The organism is Cereibacter sp. Soil_C_27, from assembly GCF_057657095.1.
This window is the reverse complement of record NZ_JBDGJD010000001.1, coordinates 195484-211775: the sequence shown is the minus strand read 5'-3', so window position 1 is coordinate 211775 and position 16292 is coordinate 195484. Positions and strand designations below refer to the sequence as shown.

Below are 16292 nucleotides of genomic sequence, written 5' to 3'. Positions count from 1 at the left end.
AATGACCCTGACCGCCAGCCCCTCGGGCTCCACCGTCGCGGAGGCCGAAGCCTTCCTTGCCGCCCATCCCGAGATCGAGGCCTTCGACATCGTGCTGCATGACGCCAATGGCATCGGGCGCGGCAAGATCATCCGGCGGCACGAGCTCCTGGCTTTCTACAAGGGCGGGCGGCATCTGCCGATCTCGATCCTCGGCCTCGACATCTGCGGCGAGGATGTGCACGAGACGGGCCTCATCTGGGATCAGGGCGACGGCGACCTGCGCGCCTGGCCGGTGCCGGGGACGCTGGCGCCGCTGCATGGCACCACCCCGCCGCGCGGCGAGGTCTTCATGTGCATGTATGATCTCGAGGGCCGGCCGATGACCTCGGACCCACGCCACGCCCTGCAGCGGCAGGTCGAGGCGATGGCCGCCGAGGGGCTGTTCCCCGCCGCGGCCTTCGAGCTGGAGTTCTTCCTGCTCGCCAATGACCGTGGCCCCGACGGCAAGGTGCAGCCCGCGCGCGACGTGCTGGACGGCCGGCCTTCCAGCAAGACCGAGGTCTATTCGGTCGATCACCTGCACGGGATGCTGCCGCTCTTCTCCGACATCTATGCCGGGGCCGAGAAGGCCGGGATCAAGGCCGAGACCATGATCTCGGAATATGCTCCGGGCCAGTACGAGCTGACGCTGCATTACCGCACCGACATCCTGCAGGCTGCCGACGATCTGATGCGGCTGAAGCGGATCGTGAGGGCGCAGGCGCGGGCGCATGGGGTGACGGCCTGTTTCATGGCGAAGCCGGTGGAAAGCTACGCCGGGTCGGGGATGCATCTGCACGTCTCGCTTCTGGACCGCGAGGGCCGCAACGTCTTCGTCGAGGAGGTCGAGGGCCAGTGGTCGCAGCCGATCCTGCACGCGCTCGGCGGGCTGCGCGCGACGATGGGCGAATCGATGCTGGTCTTCGCGCCGCATGCGAACAGCTGGCGCCGCTTCGCCAGCCAGAGCTATGCGCCGGTCTCGCCGACCTGGGGGGTGAACAACCGCTCGGTGGCGCTGCGCATCCCGGCAGGCGACATCAAGGCGCGGCGGATCGAGCATCGCCCGGCGGGGGTGGACAGCAACCCCTATCTGGTCGCGGCGACGGTGCTGGCAGGCATCCGCCATGGTCTGGCCCACAAGATCGATCCGGGTCCCGAGACCACCGGCAATGGCTATGCCGACGGGCAGGACGCGCCGCCGATCCCGGTGGACTGGCGCGGGGCCATCGTCGCGGCGCAGGGCTCTGACTTCCTGAAGGAGGCGCTGGGGCACGAGATGCACCGCACCTTCACCGCGATCAAGGCCTCGGAATACGCCCGGGTGGCGCGGACGATCTCGGAAGTGGATTTCGACCTCTATCTGCACACGGTTTGAGCGCGCGCTGGATTGTCCAGCGGCACTGGCTTAGGCTGCGGGGGCAATGGCTTCGCCTCGCTCGCATATCCACCACGATCCGTCCCCGGGTTCCGCGGCCTGGAAGAGGGTCCGCCTGCCGGTGACGGCGGCCGCCGTGGTGATCTCTGTCGCGGCCATCGTCGGGCTGTCGCTCGACGCGCGGCAGCGCATACTCGTGCTCGATGCAGTCGAGGACGACCACCTGCACTGGCTGCTGGGCGAGATCCATGACGAGGTGCTGGAGTTGCGCAGCGCGGTTCTGGAAGAGCGGCTGAACCCCGGGGCCGGGCTCGATGCGGCGCGACTGAACTTTCAGGTGCTGGCCGCCCATGTCGGCGAGCTGGTCAGCACCCCCCGCGACGGTGGCCCGATCCCCGCCGAGGGCTATGCCGAGGATATCGCCGCGCTGGCACGGCTGGTCGGCGGGCTGGAGCAGGTCTTTGCCGCGGGCGACGCCACGCTGCGCGGGGTGCTGCCGGAGATCTCGGCCCGCATCCTTCCGGCAGAGGCCGCCGCCGCCTCGCTGGAGCTGCGCAGCGAGAGTGCGGCGCAGCTTGCCGCCGATGCCGAGCGGCTGCGTCTGGGCGGGGCGCTGCTGCGGCTGGTGCTGCTGACGGTCCTGCTGGTGGTGATGCTGAGCGTGCTGTCGATCCAGCTGCTGCGGCTCTATCTCGGCTCCAAGGAGAAGGCCGAGGAGAGCCTGCGCACCGGGGCGCGGCTGGAGACGATCTTTGCCACCTCGGCGGATGCGATCCTCGTCACCGATCTCGAGGGCCGGGTGCAGGATTGCAACCGCGCCGCCGTGGCGATCTTCGGCTATCCGCGCGAGGCGCTGATCGGGGCCAATGCGATGACCATGCTGTTCCCGCCCGATACGGTGGCGGCGCAACAGGCGCAGCTGAGCGAGGCGGTGCGGACGGCAAATTTCACCGCCGCCAACCCCCTGCGGCTGGAGGTCGAGGCGCAGCACGCGACCGGCCAGCGCTTTCCGGTCGAATGTTCGCTGGCGCTGGCGCGGGCCGATTCGGGCAGCATCGTCGTGGCGCTGCTGCGCGACATCTCGGCCCGGCGCCATGCCGAGCGCGACCTGACCGAAGCGCGCGACCGGGCGCTGGCGGGCGAGCGGGCCAAGGCCAATTTCCTCGCGGTGATGAGCCACGAGATGCGCACGCCGCTCAATGGGCTGAAAGGCTCGATCGAGCTGATCGCCCATACCCCGCTCGACGCCCGGCAGCGCGACCTTGTGCGGGTGCTGGGCACGTCGGCGGAGATCCTGCTCGACCATGTGAACTCGGTACTCGACATCGCCCGCTTCGAGGCACAGCCGATGGAGCCGGTGAAGGTGGCCTTCGATCTGGACAAGCTGATCGGCGATTGCGTTGCCAATCAGGTGGGTCTGGCGGCCTCGGCAGGCAACCGGATCGAGGTGCGCACACCGGGCGGCCCCTTGGGCACGGTGATGGGCAACCCGATGCGGCTGCGACAGATCCTGCTGAACCTCTTGAACAACGCGGCCAAGTTCACCCATGACGGGCGGATCACCGTCGAGACCGAGGCGATCCGCGACGAGACCGGGCCAATGTTCGAGATCCGGGTGATCGACACCGGCATCGGCATCGCCGCCGCTGATCTTGAGCGCATCTTCGAGGATTTCGTGACGCTCGATTCCGGCTACGACCGGCGGTCGGGTGGCACCGGGCTGGGGCTCGGCATCGCGCGGCGGCTCGCGCGGGCGATGGGCGGCGACATCGGCGCCTTCAGCATGCCCAATCGCGGCAGTCGCTTCTGGCTGCGCCTGCCGCTGATCCGCGCCGAAACGGGGGCCCTGCCCGCCCCTCAGGCCGAGGAAGAGCCCAGCACGCGCCCGGACCGGCTGACGGTGCTGGTCATCGAGGACAATGACATCAACCGCTTCATCGCCCGCAGCTTCATCGAGAGCGAGGGGCATGTCGTCGTCGAGGCGCGCGACGGCAAGACCGGGCTGGCCGAGGCGCAGACCCGGGCCTTCGACGTGGTGCTGACCGATATCAGCATGCCGGGGCTCGACGGCTTTCAGGTGGCGCGCCGCATCCGCGATGGCGGCGGGCCCAGCGCGGGCTCGCGCATCCTCGCGCTGACCGCGCATGCGCTGTCGAGCCAGCAGGAGGAGATGCGCGGCTCGGGGCTCGACGGATTCCTGCAGAAGCCGGTCGGCCGGACCGACCTGCTGCGCAGTCTGCAGCCCGGGCCCATTGCGCAGCCGCCGGAGGAACCCGAAGCGCTCGACCCGGCGCCTCTGGCCGAACTGGAAGAGCAGCTTGGCCCGATCGCCGTTGCGGCGCTGATCCGGCAGATGCTGGGGGATGGCGAGATGCTGATGCAGCGCATCGCCGCTCTCGGGGCAGAGCCCGATCCCAAGACGCTCGGCGCATTGGCGCATCAGTTCGCGGGCGCCATCGGCACCTTCGGCGCGCATCCGCTGCACGGGCTGCTGCGGCGAATGATGCAGGACACGCGCGAGGGCACCGTCTCCGCTACCGATCTGTGCGCCCTGCCGGGGCTCTGGCAGAGTACGCGCAGCGCGCTGGAACGGCGGCTGAGGCCGGCTCAGACCGGGGAATAGGCGCGGCGCAGGGCGGCGGCGATCAGCGCCGGCACCCGCGGGTCGAGACCGACCGGCGGCAGCACCGGGCCGCGAAACCCGGCCTCGGCCAGCGCCTCGGGCAGGTCGTCGATGACGTGCCCGCCACGCGCAGCGAAGAACGGCAGGCAGAGCGCGTCGGGCATGGTCGGCGCGACATGGACGATCTGTGGCGTCTGGTCGATGAAGGCGGCCTCGCAGCGGCTCAGCCCCAGATCGGCCTTCAGCCGCGCCGCCATGGCAAAGGCGATATCCGACGGTGCGCTGCTGCGCGACGAGCCATGCGCCGCCAGCAGGATCTCGCGCCGCCCATCCAGCGCCTCGCGCGCCAGCGTCACGGTCAGGTCGGCCACCGCCGGATCGGTGCCGAAGGGCTCCGCGATGCGCCAGCCCGCGCCGCCCGCCTCGGTCAGGCGCTTCGGCAGCAGGGTCTGGGTAAACCAGCCCCCGGCCATGAACAGCGGATAGACGATCCCCGGCGCCACCCCCGCCACCGCGTGCGGCAGGGCATCGGCCTCGGCCAGCGTGGCCGAGCCGACATGCCAGCCCGGCAGGTGGTCCGCGACCCGGGCGGCCAGAGCGGCGATCTCTGCCGCCGCCGGAGCGGGGTCCGAAGGCTGGCCATGCGCCACGATCAGCGCGGCGGGTCGGTGATCTGTCATGCGTCTCCCCTTCGTTCCGGCAGAACCTAGCCGCCGGCGCTGCGGGAGCAAGTCAGTCGGGCATCATCCCGGCGATATAGCGGGCGAAATCGAAATTCGGCCGCTCCAGATGCGACAGCGGGCCCGGTTCGGACATGCCGGCGCAAAGGCCGCGGTAGACCCGCTCCACGCAGCCCTTGTCCTCGACGTTCACGTCGTCGAGCAGCGCCTTCAGCCGGGCGAAGTGCTCCGCCGCCTTGGGGTCGGCGACAAACTCCGGCGCCAGACCGCCGCCGAACAGCACGTTCACATGGCCCGGCCCGTCCGGCGTCAGGCAGAGATACCAGAAATAGCCGGGGCTCAGCGTGATCATCAGCGAGGGGTAGACCGAGATCAGCCATGTCGTGCGCCGGTCGTCGCCCTCCAGCGTGGTGTTGGTCGGATGCGCCAGCGTCAGGTCCAGCGCGTCGTTCTTGATGATGTAGTGGTAGTTGAAGGCGGGCAGCCCCTCGGGGCAGGTCATCTTCAACAGATCCACCGTGCCGCCGATGGTCCCGGCATGGCAGACCGGCAGGTGGTAGCTCTCCATGAAGTTTTCGGCCAGCACCTTCCAGTTGGTGCCCCAGCGGAACTCCTCGCGGAAGGCTTCGACGTAGCTCTCCATGTGGAACTTGCCGACCAGCCGCTCCACGTCGGCCAGCTTCTCCCGCGGCGACACGGCCTCGGGGTTCAGCGTGACCATGATCCAGCCGAGCCATTCCTCGCAGCGCACCTGCGGCAGGCCGTTGGCCTCCTTGCAGAAGCTCTCGTTCAGCGCCATCGCCGGCGCGCCGCGCAGGGAGCCGTCGAGATTGTAGGTCCAGGCGTGGTAGGGGCAGACAATGGAGCGCGCATTGCCCCGCCCCTCCAGCAGCGTCGACATGCGGTGGCGGCAGACGTTGGACATGGCGCGCAACGCCCCCTCGCGGTCGCGCAGCACGATGACAGGCTCCGCGGCGATGGTCATCGTCAGGTAGTCGCCGGGCTCGGGCAGTGCATCGGCCCGCCCGGCGCAGAGCCAGTCGCGGGCGAAGATGTGCTGCATCTCCAGCTCCAGGAACTCGGGCGAGGTATAGACCGATTTCGGCATCGCCCGCGCCTGCTCGAAGGGCACGGCGACATTGGCGCGAAGCTCGGCAAGCGCGGGGCTGTGATGGGTCAAGGCATCCTCGCAGGCGGTTTCCACCAGCTTGGACCGGGGGCGGCCAAAGTCAAGTTTCCCCTGCATCGCAGACCCCGCAGCGGGGCAGCGCAGTGCCGCCGCGCCGCGGGAAGAGGCAGATCAGGCCGGATCGGCGATCACGTCCTGCCGCTGCTGGCCCAGCCCCTCGATACCCAGCTCGACCACGTCGCCGGCCTTGAGGAACTGCGGCGGCTTCATCCCCAGCCCGACGCCGGGAGGGGTGCCGGTGGAGATCACGTCGCCCGGGTGCAGCGTCATGAACTGCGACAGGTAGCTGACGAGGTATTTCACCCCGTAGACCATGGTCTTCGTCGAGCCGTCCTGCATGGTCTTGCCGTTCACCGTCAGCCACATCGGCAGGTTCTGCGGGTCGGCCACCTCGTCGCGGGTCACCAGCCAGGGCCCGAGCTGGCCGAAGTTGTCGCAGCTCTTGCCCTTGGTCCACTGGCCGGAGCGTTCGGACTGGAAGGCGCGTTCGGACACGTCATTGGCCACGCAATAGCCCGCCACATGGGCCATCGCCTGATCCTCGGTGACGTATTTCGCCTTCGTGCCGATGACGATGGCCAGCTCCACCTCCCAGTCGGTCTTCACCGAACCGCGCGGGATGAGGATCGGGTCGTTCGGCCCGACGATGGCCGAGGTCGCCTTCATGAAGATGATCGGCTCCGGCGGCACGGTCGCGCCGGTCTCGGCGGCGTGGTCCGAATAGTTCAGCCCGATGCAGATGAACTTGCCGGTCCCCGCCACGCAGGGGCCGAGGCGCGTCGAGGCATCGACCACGGGCAGCGCGGTCAGATCGGCCTTGCGGATCGCCTCCAGCCCGGCGTCCGACAGCACGTCGCCCGCGATGTCGCCGACCACCGAGATCAGGTCGCGGATCGTGCCGTCTTCGGCGAGGATGCCGGGCTTTTCGGCCCCGGCGGGACCATGGCGCAGAAGTTTCATCGTTGTTCCTTTCAGGTATTGGCCCAGCCGCCGTCGATCACATGGGCGACGCCGGTGGTGTAGCTGCTTTCGTCGGAGGCGAGATAGACCGCCAGATGCGCGATCTCCTCTGCGCGGCCGATCCGTCCGATGGGTTGGCGGGCGATGAAGGCGGCCCGCGCCGTCTCATAGTCCCCGGTGTCGCGCAGGCGCTGCTCCAGCGAGGGGCTGTCCACCGTGCCGGGGCAGATCGCGTTGCAGCGGATGCCGCGGGTGATGAAATCGGCGGCGATGGCCTTGGTCAGCCCGATCACCCCGGCCTTGGTGGTGCCATAGACGAAGCGGTTCGGCGCGGCGATCACCGAGGAGGCCGCCGAGGACATGTTGATGATGCTGCCGCCGCCGCGCTCCAGCATGCCGGGCAGGAAGGCGCGGCACATGCGATACATCGCCGTCAGGTTCAGATCGAGGCTGAAGGCCCATTGCTCCTCGTCGCAGTCGAGGATGGTCCCCGAAGCGACGAAGCCCGCGCAGTTGAACAGCACGTCCACCGACCCGGCGGCGCTCACCGCGGCGGCGATGCTGGCCTTGTCGCGCACGTCGAGCACGCGCACCTCCAGCCCCTCCTTGGCCAGCGCTGCCAGCGCCGTCTCGTTCACGTCGGTCGCGATCACCCGCGCCCCCTCGCGCGCCATGGCCAGCGCCGAGGCCCGCCCGATCCCCTGCCCCGCCGCCGTCACCATCGCGGTCTTGCCCGTCAGCCGTCTCATTCTGTCCTCCGTTTCCTCCCCGGCGATTGGTCGCGATTCCGCGCCGGGGTGCAAGACCCGCCGTGCCATAATGCACATCCGGGCGGTATCTTTGAGCCGCCGCCCGCCGGATGCACCGTCCGCCGCGAGGGTCGCGCGGCGGGTGCAGTTCTCCACAGGCCAAGTTGCCGCACCCCTTTGGGCTTGCTTGACTCGCCCGAGGGGCGGCTCAATGCTGACAAAGGGATAGCGAATTTGCGCGGCCGCCCCTGCCATTACAGGGTTGGCCGGCGGACCGGGCAGGTCACCGGCAGAGCAGGCGAACCGCGGGGGCCTCGGATCCGCGCGGCACGGGGGACGGTCGGGCAGCGGGCGGCCGGCAGGGCAGGACGGATTGACGCAGGCAGGGGCTCGAAACTTGTTTGGTCGCCAGCACAGGATTAAGGGCGAGGCATGGCACAGGACATGACACGCGGCGGCTCCACATCGGAATCAGGGCTGATCTCCCTGTGCTACCGCAGCCTCGCGGGGCCGGGACTGGGCCTGCCCGACATGCTGGGGCTCACCGCGGCAGCGCAGGAGCGCAACAGCAAGGACGGCGTGACGGGTGTGCTGTTCTTCAGCGGCGGGCATTTTCTGCAATGGCTGGAAGGCCCCGCAGCCGCGGTGGAGGCGACCATGCAGCGCATCCTCAAGGACGGGCGCCACCGCGGGATCGAGATCCTGTCGAAGGAACGTGTCACCCGCCGCCGCTTCGGCGACTGGCACATGCAGCTCTCCTGTTCCGAGGACGAGGCCGCGCATCTGTCCTGCGGGCAGCGCGACAAGGTGATCGTCGTGGATGGGGCGGCAGTGCCGGGCAATGCCGCGGCTCTGCACAAGGAAGGGATATTCGCCGTGCGCCGGTTCCTCAGTGATGTCAGCGACTCCCACAGCCTGCCCCGTGCCGGGGCAATGGCGGGTCCGTCCTGCGGGATGGCGACGGTCGCCCTGCGTGCCGTCTCGCCGCGCGTGGCCCAGCGGGTGCAGCTGGCCGACAAGGCGACCGGGCTGATGGAGCTGCTGCTCGGCCCCAACCCTTTGGGCGAGCTGGAGGCGATCGAAGCGCTGTTCCGCGACTACGGCCCCACCCCCGCCGATTTCGCCCGGCTCTACGAGGCCTATGCCGAGGCGCTCTGCGAGAGGCTGCGCGAGGACGGGCCGTCGATCATGCAGGTCGGGTTGTCCGCCGCCGCGCTGCAACTGGTGCTCCGCCGCATCCACCACGTTCCCGACCCGCAGAAGAGCCATGGCGCCGTGACGGTCGCCGCCGTGCCGGGCGAGACGCGCTTTCTCGAGGCAACGATCTCGGGCGAGATGCTGCGCGCCGCGGGCTGGTCGACGCTCGTGCTCTATCCGCAGACCGATGACGAGCTCGTGGCCCGGCTGAAGCAGTCGGAGACGCGGACGCTGGTGCTTGCCGCGAGCCTCCTCGACCCCGCGCATCACGACGCGCGGCTGGTCCGGCTGATCGCCCGGCTGCGCACCGATCCCGAACTGGCGCGGCTGCGCATCGTGCTGGGCGGCCGCCTCGCCCAGCGCCCGCCAGAGGATCTGATCGCCATGGGCGTCGGCGCATGGTTCGATCACCTGCTCGACGTGACCACCGCCGTCGTTCGCGTCGCCTGCCCCGACGGGGCCGATTGCGGCTCGATGCGCGCCTGCCGCCAGCCGGGCGCCGCCTGCTGTGCCAAGCGGATCAACAGCAGTTTCCTTCTGGCCAATGTCATACCCTCGGTGGCCGAGCGCATGGTGAGCCGCAAGCGGCAGAGCGCCTAGGCTAGACCTCCACCGCCACCCGGCCGATCGGGTTGGAACAGCAGGCGAGGATGTAGCCTTCGGCGATATCCTCGTCCGAGATGCCGCCGTTGTGCACCATATGCACCTCGCCCGCGGTCTTCCTGATCTTGCAGGTGCCGCAGAGCCCGAAGGTGCAGCCCGAGGGGATGTTCAGCCCCGCCGCCCGCGCCACCAGCAGAACCGTGTCGGTCTGGGCGCAGGCCATGGTCACGCCCGAGGATTCGAAGGTGATCTCGGCTTCGGTCGCCGCATCCGGCACCACATCCTCAATCACCGGCGCATCGGCCTCGGTCGCCACCGGCGCCTGGAAGCTTTCCTGGTGATAGCGCGCCATGTCGAAGCCCAGCGCGTTCAGCATGTCGCGCACCGACTGCATGAAGGACTCCGGCCCGCAGCAGAACACCTCGCGCTCCAGATAATCTGGCGCCATCAGGCCCAGCATCAGCTGGTTGAAGGCCCCCTCGTAGCCGGTCCAGACCCGGTAGGGATCGGGCTCCTTCACCACGAAGCGCAGCTTCAGCCCCGGCACGCGGCAGGCCATGTGCTCCAGCCGCTCGCGGAAGATGATCTCCGACGGGCGGCGGGCGCAGTTGATCAGCACGACATCCGGCGCCGCGCCGAGGTCCCAGAGATACATCGCCATCGACATCACCGGCGTGATCCCCGACCCCGCCGAGATGAACAGATGCTTGGGCGAGGGATGGTTCAGCGTCGAGAAGATGCCCGCGGGCCCCACCGCCTTGATCTTCATCCCCGGCTTCAGGTTGTCGAGCATCCAGCGCCCGGCCACGCTGCCCGGCTGGGCCTTCACCGTGACCGAAATCGACAGCGGCCGCGACGGGCTGGAGGAGATCGTGTAGGTCCGCCAGACCGACCCGCCGGGCACCGGCAGCTCCAGCGTCAGGAACTGGCCCGGCAGATAGTCGAACCAGGCGCCCGAGGGCGCGCGGAAGGCGAAGGTCGCCACATTGGGCGCCTCCGGCACGACCATCACGCATTCCAGCGGCTCCGAATCCTTCCAGGCCGCGGTGCGGGAGAGGCTCGCCGCGCTCATTCCGCAGCCATCGCGGTGCGGGGCGCGAGGCGCTCGGTCATGGTCTCGGCATACCAGTCGATGAACTGGATCACCCCGTCCTCATGCATCGAGGAATAGGGTCCGGGCTCGTAGGCGGGCGAGTTGATCCCGGCCTGGTTCTCCTCGACCACGCGGCGGTCCTCGTCATTGGTGGCCAGCCAGACCTCGGTCAGCCGCTTGATGTCGTAATCCACCCCCTCGACCGCATCCTTGTGCACGATCCACTTGGTCGTGACCTCGGTGGTGGTCGGCGTCAGCGGCAGCACGCGGAAGACGATGGCGTGATCGCCGAGGAAGTGGTTCCAGCTGTTGGGATAGTGGAAGAACAGAAGGCTACCGGCATCGAAGAACGGCATGGTCCCCAGCGGCTTGGCGCAGGCGCGCTTGGTGTCCATCGTGTAGCTCTCGGCGTTGTTCAGCAGAGGCACGCGGGCCAGACGCCATTGCGAGGTCGGGTGGATCAGGAACTGCGACGGCAGCCCCGCCGCCTCGCAACGCTCCCAGTGCCGCGTCACCTCGGTCTCGGACCCACTGTCGTTCGGCGCAGTGATCACCGGCTTGTCCGAGAAGGTCCGGCACAGCGAGGGATGGTTGCCGCCGCAGTGATAGCACTCGCGGTTGTTCTCGATCACCAGCTTCCAGTTGCCGTTCTCGACGATGGTCGAGGAATGCACCACCTTGGCGTCGTTCAGCATGTGCGGCGCCAGGTAGCGCTCCAACTCCGCCCCCAGCCCGTCGAATTCCGGCGCGGTCTCGGCCAGCGAGATGAACACGATCCCGCCCGCCACGCGGCAATGCACCGGCTTCAGCCCGTGCTTTGCCGGATCGAAATCGGCATCCATGTCGCGGGCATAGAGCAGCCGCCCGTCCAGCTCGTAGGTCCACTGGTGATAGGGGCAGACCAGCTTCGGGCTCGAGCCCTTCATCACCGAGCAGAGCCGCTGGCCGCGGTGACGGCAGACGTTGTGGAAGGCGCGCACTTGCCCGTCGGCGCCGCGCACGATCACCACCGGATAGGCGCCGACCTGCAGCGTCACGAAATTGCCGGTCTTCGGGATCTCGCAGGCCGGGATCGCCAGCAGCCAGTCGCGGTACCACAGCATCCGCAGATCGGCGTCGAACACGCCCGGGTCCGTGTAGAGCGGCTGCTCCAGCGCATGTTTCGGTTTGCGGGATGTCAGAAGCCTCAGCGCTTCGTGGTCTGCCAGCATGGTCTGCCTCTCCGGTGGTCGCGCCCCGCGACGAGAATGGGTGTGCGGAAAGCCCGCGGGTGACGTGCGAAGGCTGGTTTCCGGGCTTGCAGAGCGGCTTCCGCCCGGCGCGACACCTTCCCGGAGCATGCTCCAGTGGCCTCCCATCGCGCCGCACTCTCTGTCACCGTTGCGGGGGCAGCGCCGGCCTTGCACCGGCTTCCCAATTCTCCGCCCCGTCTCCGATGCGGCACCTTGCCCGCGAACCATAGGGCAGAGCTTTCGCCGCCCGCTGCCGGAACTCGACATTTCTCCGGCGAAATCTGACATCCTGCATCGGCGCGGGCGGCCGAGGCCGGGACTGACGGTTTTGTGCGCACCCGGCGGCCCGCCTGTCTCGACAGGGTCACATGCGATGCCTAGGCTCTGGTCCCGGCAGGCAGGCCCGATTTTTTCCCGAAGTCCCTTTGGGCAATGGTGCATCGGTCGGGCAAATGCTTAAGTAGGAAAAGCCGGGCAGGCTGCCCGGATCAGACGAAGAGATTGCGGGCATGAAGCAGACAGCGCGGGCCGACCTGACATGACGGACCAGGACAGACTCGTGATCGCCGATTCCTCCCGCGCCGCCGCCAAGCGCAGCGCCCGACGTCCGCTGATCACCGACATCTCCGCCGCCCGCTGGCTTCTGCTGCTGGTGCTCGCGGCCTCGGTCTATTTCTTCCACGGCTTCATCGTGCCGGTACTGGCCGCGCTGGTCATCGCCTTCGCCAGCTGGCCGGTGATGCTGCGGCTGGAGCGGATGCTGCACATCAGCCGGATGACGGCGGCAGCGCTCCTTGTGCTGCTGATCGTGTCCTTCATCGTCATCCCGGTGATGATGGCGCTGGTCTATGCCTTCGGCGAGCTGCAGGTCTGGATCAGCTGGGCCGTCAGCACCAACAGCACCGGCGCACCGCCGCCGCAATGGCTCGAGGGCTTTCCGCAGGCGGGCGACTGGCTGGCGCTGCAGTGGCGCGAATACATCGGCCGGCCCGGCGCGATCAGCGAGCTGGTGCAGCTGGTCAGCGGCGCCAACATCGGCTCGATCTACCGCGGCATCCTGACGGCCAGCACGCTGGCCTTCCATCTGGCGCTGACGCTGCTCTTCATGCTGATCGCGCTCTTCATCTTCTACCGCGACGGCGAGCGGATTGCCGGGCAGATCGACCGCGTCGGCGCCCGCATCCTGCCCGAACGCTGGGACCGGCTGTCGCGCGTGGTTCCCGCCACCATCTCCTCCACCGTCACCGGCATGACGCTGATCGCCATCGGCGAGGGCGTGATCCTCGGTGTCGCCTACTGGATCGCGGGCATGTCCTCGCCGGTGACACTGGGCGTCATCACCGGCTTCATGGCGCTGATCCCCGGCGGCGCGCCTTTGTGCTTCACGCTGGTCTCGGCCTATCTCGCCGCCAGCGGCTCGCCCTTCGCCGGGCTCGCGCTGTTCATCTGGGGCACGGTGGAACTGTTCATCGTCGACAAGACCATCCGACCGGTGCTGGTCGGCGGCCCGGTGAAGCTGCCCTTCCTGCCCACCTTCTTCGGCCTGATCGGCGGGGTGAAGACCATGGGCATCGTCGGGCTCTTCGTCGGCCCGGTGCTGATGGCGCTTCTGGTGGCCATGTGGCGCGAATGGCAGCGCGAGATCGACATCGTCGATGCCCGCAGCAAGGGCCTGCCGCCGCCCCCGCCCCGCCCCGGGCGCCGCGATCCGCAGGTCTGACCCGGGCCTGCCATTCGTGCTGCACGAACGGCAGGGCTTTTCTTTATCGTCCGCGACCCCATATCGGGGGGCCAAGGCAAAGGCCCGGAGCATCCCATGATCCCCTATTCCGTCCTCGATCTGTCCCCCGTTCCCGAGGGCTCCAGCACCGCCGATGCGCTGAAGAACACGGTCGAGCTTGCCCGACACGCCGAGGCGCTCGGCTATCACCGTTTCTGGCTGGCCGAGCATCACAGCATGGCCGGCATCGCCAGCGCCGCCACCGCCATCGTCATCGGTCAGGTCGCGGCGCATACCTCGACGATCCGCGTCGGCTCGGGCGGCATCATGCTGCCGAACCACGCGCCGCTGATGGTGGCCGAGGCTTTCGGCACGCTGGCCACCATGTTCCCCGACCGGATCGACCTCGGCCTCGGCCGTGCCCCCGGCACCGACGGGCGCACCGCGCAGGCGCTGCGGCGCAACATGGACAATGCCGACAACTTCCCCGGCGACGTGATGGAGCTGCAGCATTACCTCGGCGACCCGGTCCCCGGCGCGCAGGTCATGGCCGTGCCCGGCATCGGCACCCACGTGCCGATCTGGATCCTCGGCTCCAGCCTCTATGGCGCGCAGCTCGCCGCGCATCTCGGCCTGCCCTATGCCTTCGCCTCGCATTTCGCGCCGCAGGCCCTGACGCAGGCGATCCGGGTCTACCGCGAGACCTTCCGGCCTTCCGCCCAACTGGCGAAACCGCGTTTCATGCTGGCGGTGAACGTCTTCGCCGGCGAGACCGACGCCGAGGGCTACTACCTCAAGACCTCGATGCAGCAGGCCTTCGCCAATCTGCGCACCGGCAATCCCGGCAAGCTGCCGCGCCCGGTGGAGGATCTCTCCACCGTCATCGACCCCGCGATGCAGCACATGGTCGAGCAGGCGCTGCATGTCTCGGCCACCGGCGGCCCCGACACCGTGCGGCAGGAGCTGCGGGCGCTGATCGCGCGGCACCAGCCGGACGAGGTGATCCTGACCGGGCAGATCCACGACGCCAAGGCGCGGATGCGGTCGTTCGAGATTGCCGCCGAGGCGCTGCGCGACGTGGCACAGGCGGCAGAGTGACCTGACGGCGATTCGCGGTCGGCGGCGGACACCCCAGCCGCCGACCGGCCTGCCCCCTCTCCGGCCTGCGTCCCCTCCCGGGGAACCGCCCCGTCCCCTCCCCATCACGCTCCCCCTTTCATCCCGCTTGACCCAGCCGCGATTGCAGCGCGTCATGGGCCGGAGGGCGACCCCGCGTGCGCGCCCCGAGCCTAGTCGCACCGAGGAATCGCCCGATGTCCGCCACCCTCTCCGACCTCTTCGCCTTCCACCGGAACGATGCCCTCGCCATCGGTGCCCCCGACCGGCCCTGGCTCACCTATGCCGGGCTGCGCGAACTGGTGGCCCATACCGTTCAGTCGCTGCATGCAGCGGGCATCGGGCGCGGCGACCGGGTGGCCATCGTGCTGCCGAACGGCCCGGAGATGGCCGCGGCCTTCATCGCCGTCTCGCAGGCCGCGGTCACAGCACCCCTGAACCCCGGCTACCGGCAGGAGGAATTCGCCTTCTACCTGTCCGACCTGAAGGCCAAGGCCATCGTGCTGGCCGAGGGCTACGACGGCCCGGCGCATGACGCGGCCGAGGCGGCGGGGCTCGCCATCCTGCGGCTCGGCCACGACGCGCGCGACCCGGCGGGCAGCTTTTCCCTCCGAGCGGAGACCATAGCCCCCGGCGAGCCCGACCGCGACACCGCCCGCCCGCGCGACGTGGCGCTGATCCTGCACACCTCGGGCACCACCTCGCGGCCCAAGATCGTGCCGCTGCTGCACAGCAACGTCTCGGCCTCGGCGCATCACATCGCGCAGTCGCTGGCGCTGACGCCGCATGACCGCTGCCTGAACATGATGCCACTGTTCCACATCCACGGCCTCGTCGCCGCCGTCACGGCGAGCCTCGCCGCCGGCGCCTCGGTCTGGTGCGCGCCGGGCTTCGACGCGCTGCGCTTCTTCGGCTGGATGGAGACCGCGCATCCCACCTGGTATACCGCGGTGCCGACCATGCATCAGGCGATCCTCGGCCGCGCCGCCCGCAACCAGCCGGTGATCGACGCCGTGCCGCTGCGCTTCCTGCGCTCCTCCTCCGCCTCGCTGCCGGCGCAGGTCATGCTGGAGCTGGCCCGCACCTTCAGCGCCCCGGTGATCGAGGCCTATGGCATGACCGAGGCCGCGCATCAGATGGCCTCGAACCCGCTGCCGCCGCGCACGCAGAAACCGGGCTCGGTCGGCGTCGCCGCGGGCCCGCTGCTGCGCATCGCGCATGAGACCGAGAACCGCCTGCTCGACGAGGGCATCGGCGAGGTGGTGATCTCCGGCCCCAACGTCACGCCCGGCTACGAGGGCAACCCCGAAGCCAACGCCCGCAGCTTCTTCGAGGCCGAGGGCCACCGCTGGTTCCGCACCGGCGATCAGGGCGCGCTCGACGCCGAGGGCTATCTCGGCCTCACCGGGCGGCTCAAGGAGATCATCAACCGCGGCGGCGAGAAGGTCTCGCCGCTGGAGGTGGACGGCATCCTGATGGACCATCCCGCCGTGCAGCAGGTCGTCACCTTCGCCATGCCGCATGCCAAGCTGGGCGAGGAAGTCGCCGCCGCCGTGGTGCTGCGCGAGGGAATGCAGGCCGACGAGGCCGCGATCCGCGCCTTCTGCGCCGAGCGGCTGGCCGATTTCAAGGTGCCGCGGCGGGTGATCCTGCTGGAAGAGATCCCCAAGGGCGCCACCGGCAAGCTGCAGCGCATCGGGCTGGCGGAAAAGCTCGGCCTCGGGGCAGCCTGAC

General features: G+C 69.1%; 12 protein-coding genes and 1 riboswitch. Of the genes, 6 read left to right on the top strand and 6 right to left on the bottom strand.

From position 1 onward, the window contains the following. Window position 1: 1 nt before the first annotated feature. Both AC3A5Z_RS01025 and AC3A5Z_RS01020 read left to right on the top strand, forming a co-directional pair. Complete coding sequence (locus AC3A5Z_RS01025; RefSeq protein ID WP_487517556.1) at window positions 2-1396, top strand: glutamine synthetase family protein; 1395 nt, start codon at window positions 2-4, stop codon at window positions 1394-1396. A 121-nt stretch (window positions 1397-1517) separates the two neighbouring features. Beyond that, window positions 1518-4019 carry a PAS domain-containing hybrid sensor histidine kinase/response regulator gene (locus AC3A5Z_RS01020; protein WP_487517555.1) on the top strand — a complete coding sequence of 834 codons (2502 nt, stop codon included), beginning with the start codon at window positions 1518-1520 and terminating at the stop codon, window positions 4017-4019. On the opposite strand, the gene AC3A5Z_RS01015 is transcribed toward AC3A5Z_RS01020, so the two are convergent. The 4 genes from AC3A5Z_RS01015 to AC3A5Z_RS01000 form a co-directional block, all read right to left on the bottom strand. Next, entirely contained in the window at window positions 4004-4699 is a 696-nt protein-coding gene (locus tag AC3A5Z_RS01015) for a CbiX/SirB N-terminal domain-containing protein (protein WP_487517554.1), read from the bottom strand. The two genes, AC3A5Z_RS01020 and AC3A5Z_RS01015, sit on opposite strands and share 16 nt — an antisense overlap. Before the next feature lie 52 nt (window positions 4700-4751). After that, window positions 4752-5879 (bottom strand): aromatic ring-hydroxylating oxygenase subunit alpha, encoded by a 1128-nt coding sequence (locus tag AC3A5Z_RS01010; RefSeq protein ID WP_487518608.1) that lies wholly within the window; start codon window positions 5877-5879, stop codon window positions 4752-4754. A 120-nt stretch (window positions 5880-5999) separates the two neighbouring features. Beyond that, entirely contained in the window at window positions 6000-6848 is an 849-nt protein-coding gene (locus tag AC3A5Z_RS01005) for a fumarylacetoacetate hydrolase family protein (RefSeq protein WP_487517553.1), read from the bottom strand. An 11-nt stretch (window positions 6849-6859) separates the two neighbouring features. Next, a complete protein-coding gene (locus AC3A5Z_RS01000; protein ID WP_487517552.1) occupies window positions 6860-7597 on the bottom strand; it encodes an SDR family oxidoreductase in 738 nt (245 codons plus the stop codon). A gap of 432 nt (window positions 7598-8029) precedes the next feature. Here AC3A5Z_RS01000 and AC3A5Z_RS00995 point away from each other — a divergent pair, with 432 nt between their 5' ends. Then, the gene (locus AC3A5Z_RS00995; protein WP_487517551.1) at window positions 8030-9394 is read left to right on the top strand and encodes a BLUF domain-containing protein; all 1365 of its coding nucleotides are present in this window, start codon (window positions 8030-8032) and stop codon (window positions 9392-9394) included. A gap of 1 nt (window position 9395) precedes the next feature. Here AC3A5Z_RS00995 and AC3A5Z_RS00990 read toward each other — a convergent pair whose 3' ends face one another. Further along, window positions 9396-10469, bottom strand: a complete 1074-nt coding sequence (locus AC3A5Z_RS00990; protein ID WP_136793584.1) for an FAD-binding oxidoreductase — start codon at window positions 10467-10469, stop codon at window positions 9396-9398. Next, entirely contained in the window at window positions 10466-11701 is a 1236-nt protein-coding gene (locus tag AC3A5Z_RS00985; protein ID WP_487517550.1) for an aromatic ring-hydroxylating oxygenase subunit alpha, read from the bottom strand. The genes AC3A5Z_RS00990 and AC3A5Z_RS00985 overlap by 4 nt, the downstream gene beginning before the upstream one ends. A 54-nt stretch (window positions 11702-11755) precedes the next feature. After that, window positions 11756-11952: riboswitch (cobalamin riboswitch) on the bottom strand. 308 nt (window positions 11953-12260) lie between these two features. Between AC3A5Z_RS00985 and AC3A5Z_RS00980 the strand changes: the two genes are divergently transcribed. The 3 genes from AC3A5Z_RS00980 to AC3A5Z_RS00970 all read left to right on the top strand — a co-directional run bounded on the left by AC3A5Z_RS00980 (window position 12261) and on the right by AC3A5Z_RS00970 (window position 16291). Further along, on the top strand, window positions 12261-13442 hold the full coding sequence (locus AC3A5Z_RS00980; protein WP_487517549.1) for an AI-2E family transporter: 1182 nt from the start codon (window positions 12261-12263) through the stop codon (window positions 13440-13442). A gap of 96 nt (window positions 13443-13538) precedes the next feature. Next, on the top strand, window positions 13539-14540 hold the full coding sequence (locus AC3A5Z_RS00975) for an LLM class flavin-dependent oxidoreductase (protein ID WP_487517548.1): 1002 nt from the start codon (window positions 13539-13541) through the stop codon (window positions 14538-14540). Window positions 14541-14755: 215 nt separating this feature from the next. Next, entirely contained in the window at window positions 14756-16291 is a 1536-nt protein-coding gene (locus AC3A5Z_RS00970; RefSeq protein ID WP_487517547.1) for an acyl--CoA ligase, read from the top strand. Window position 16292 lies beyond the last annotated feature (1 nt).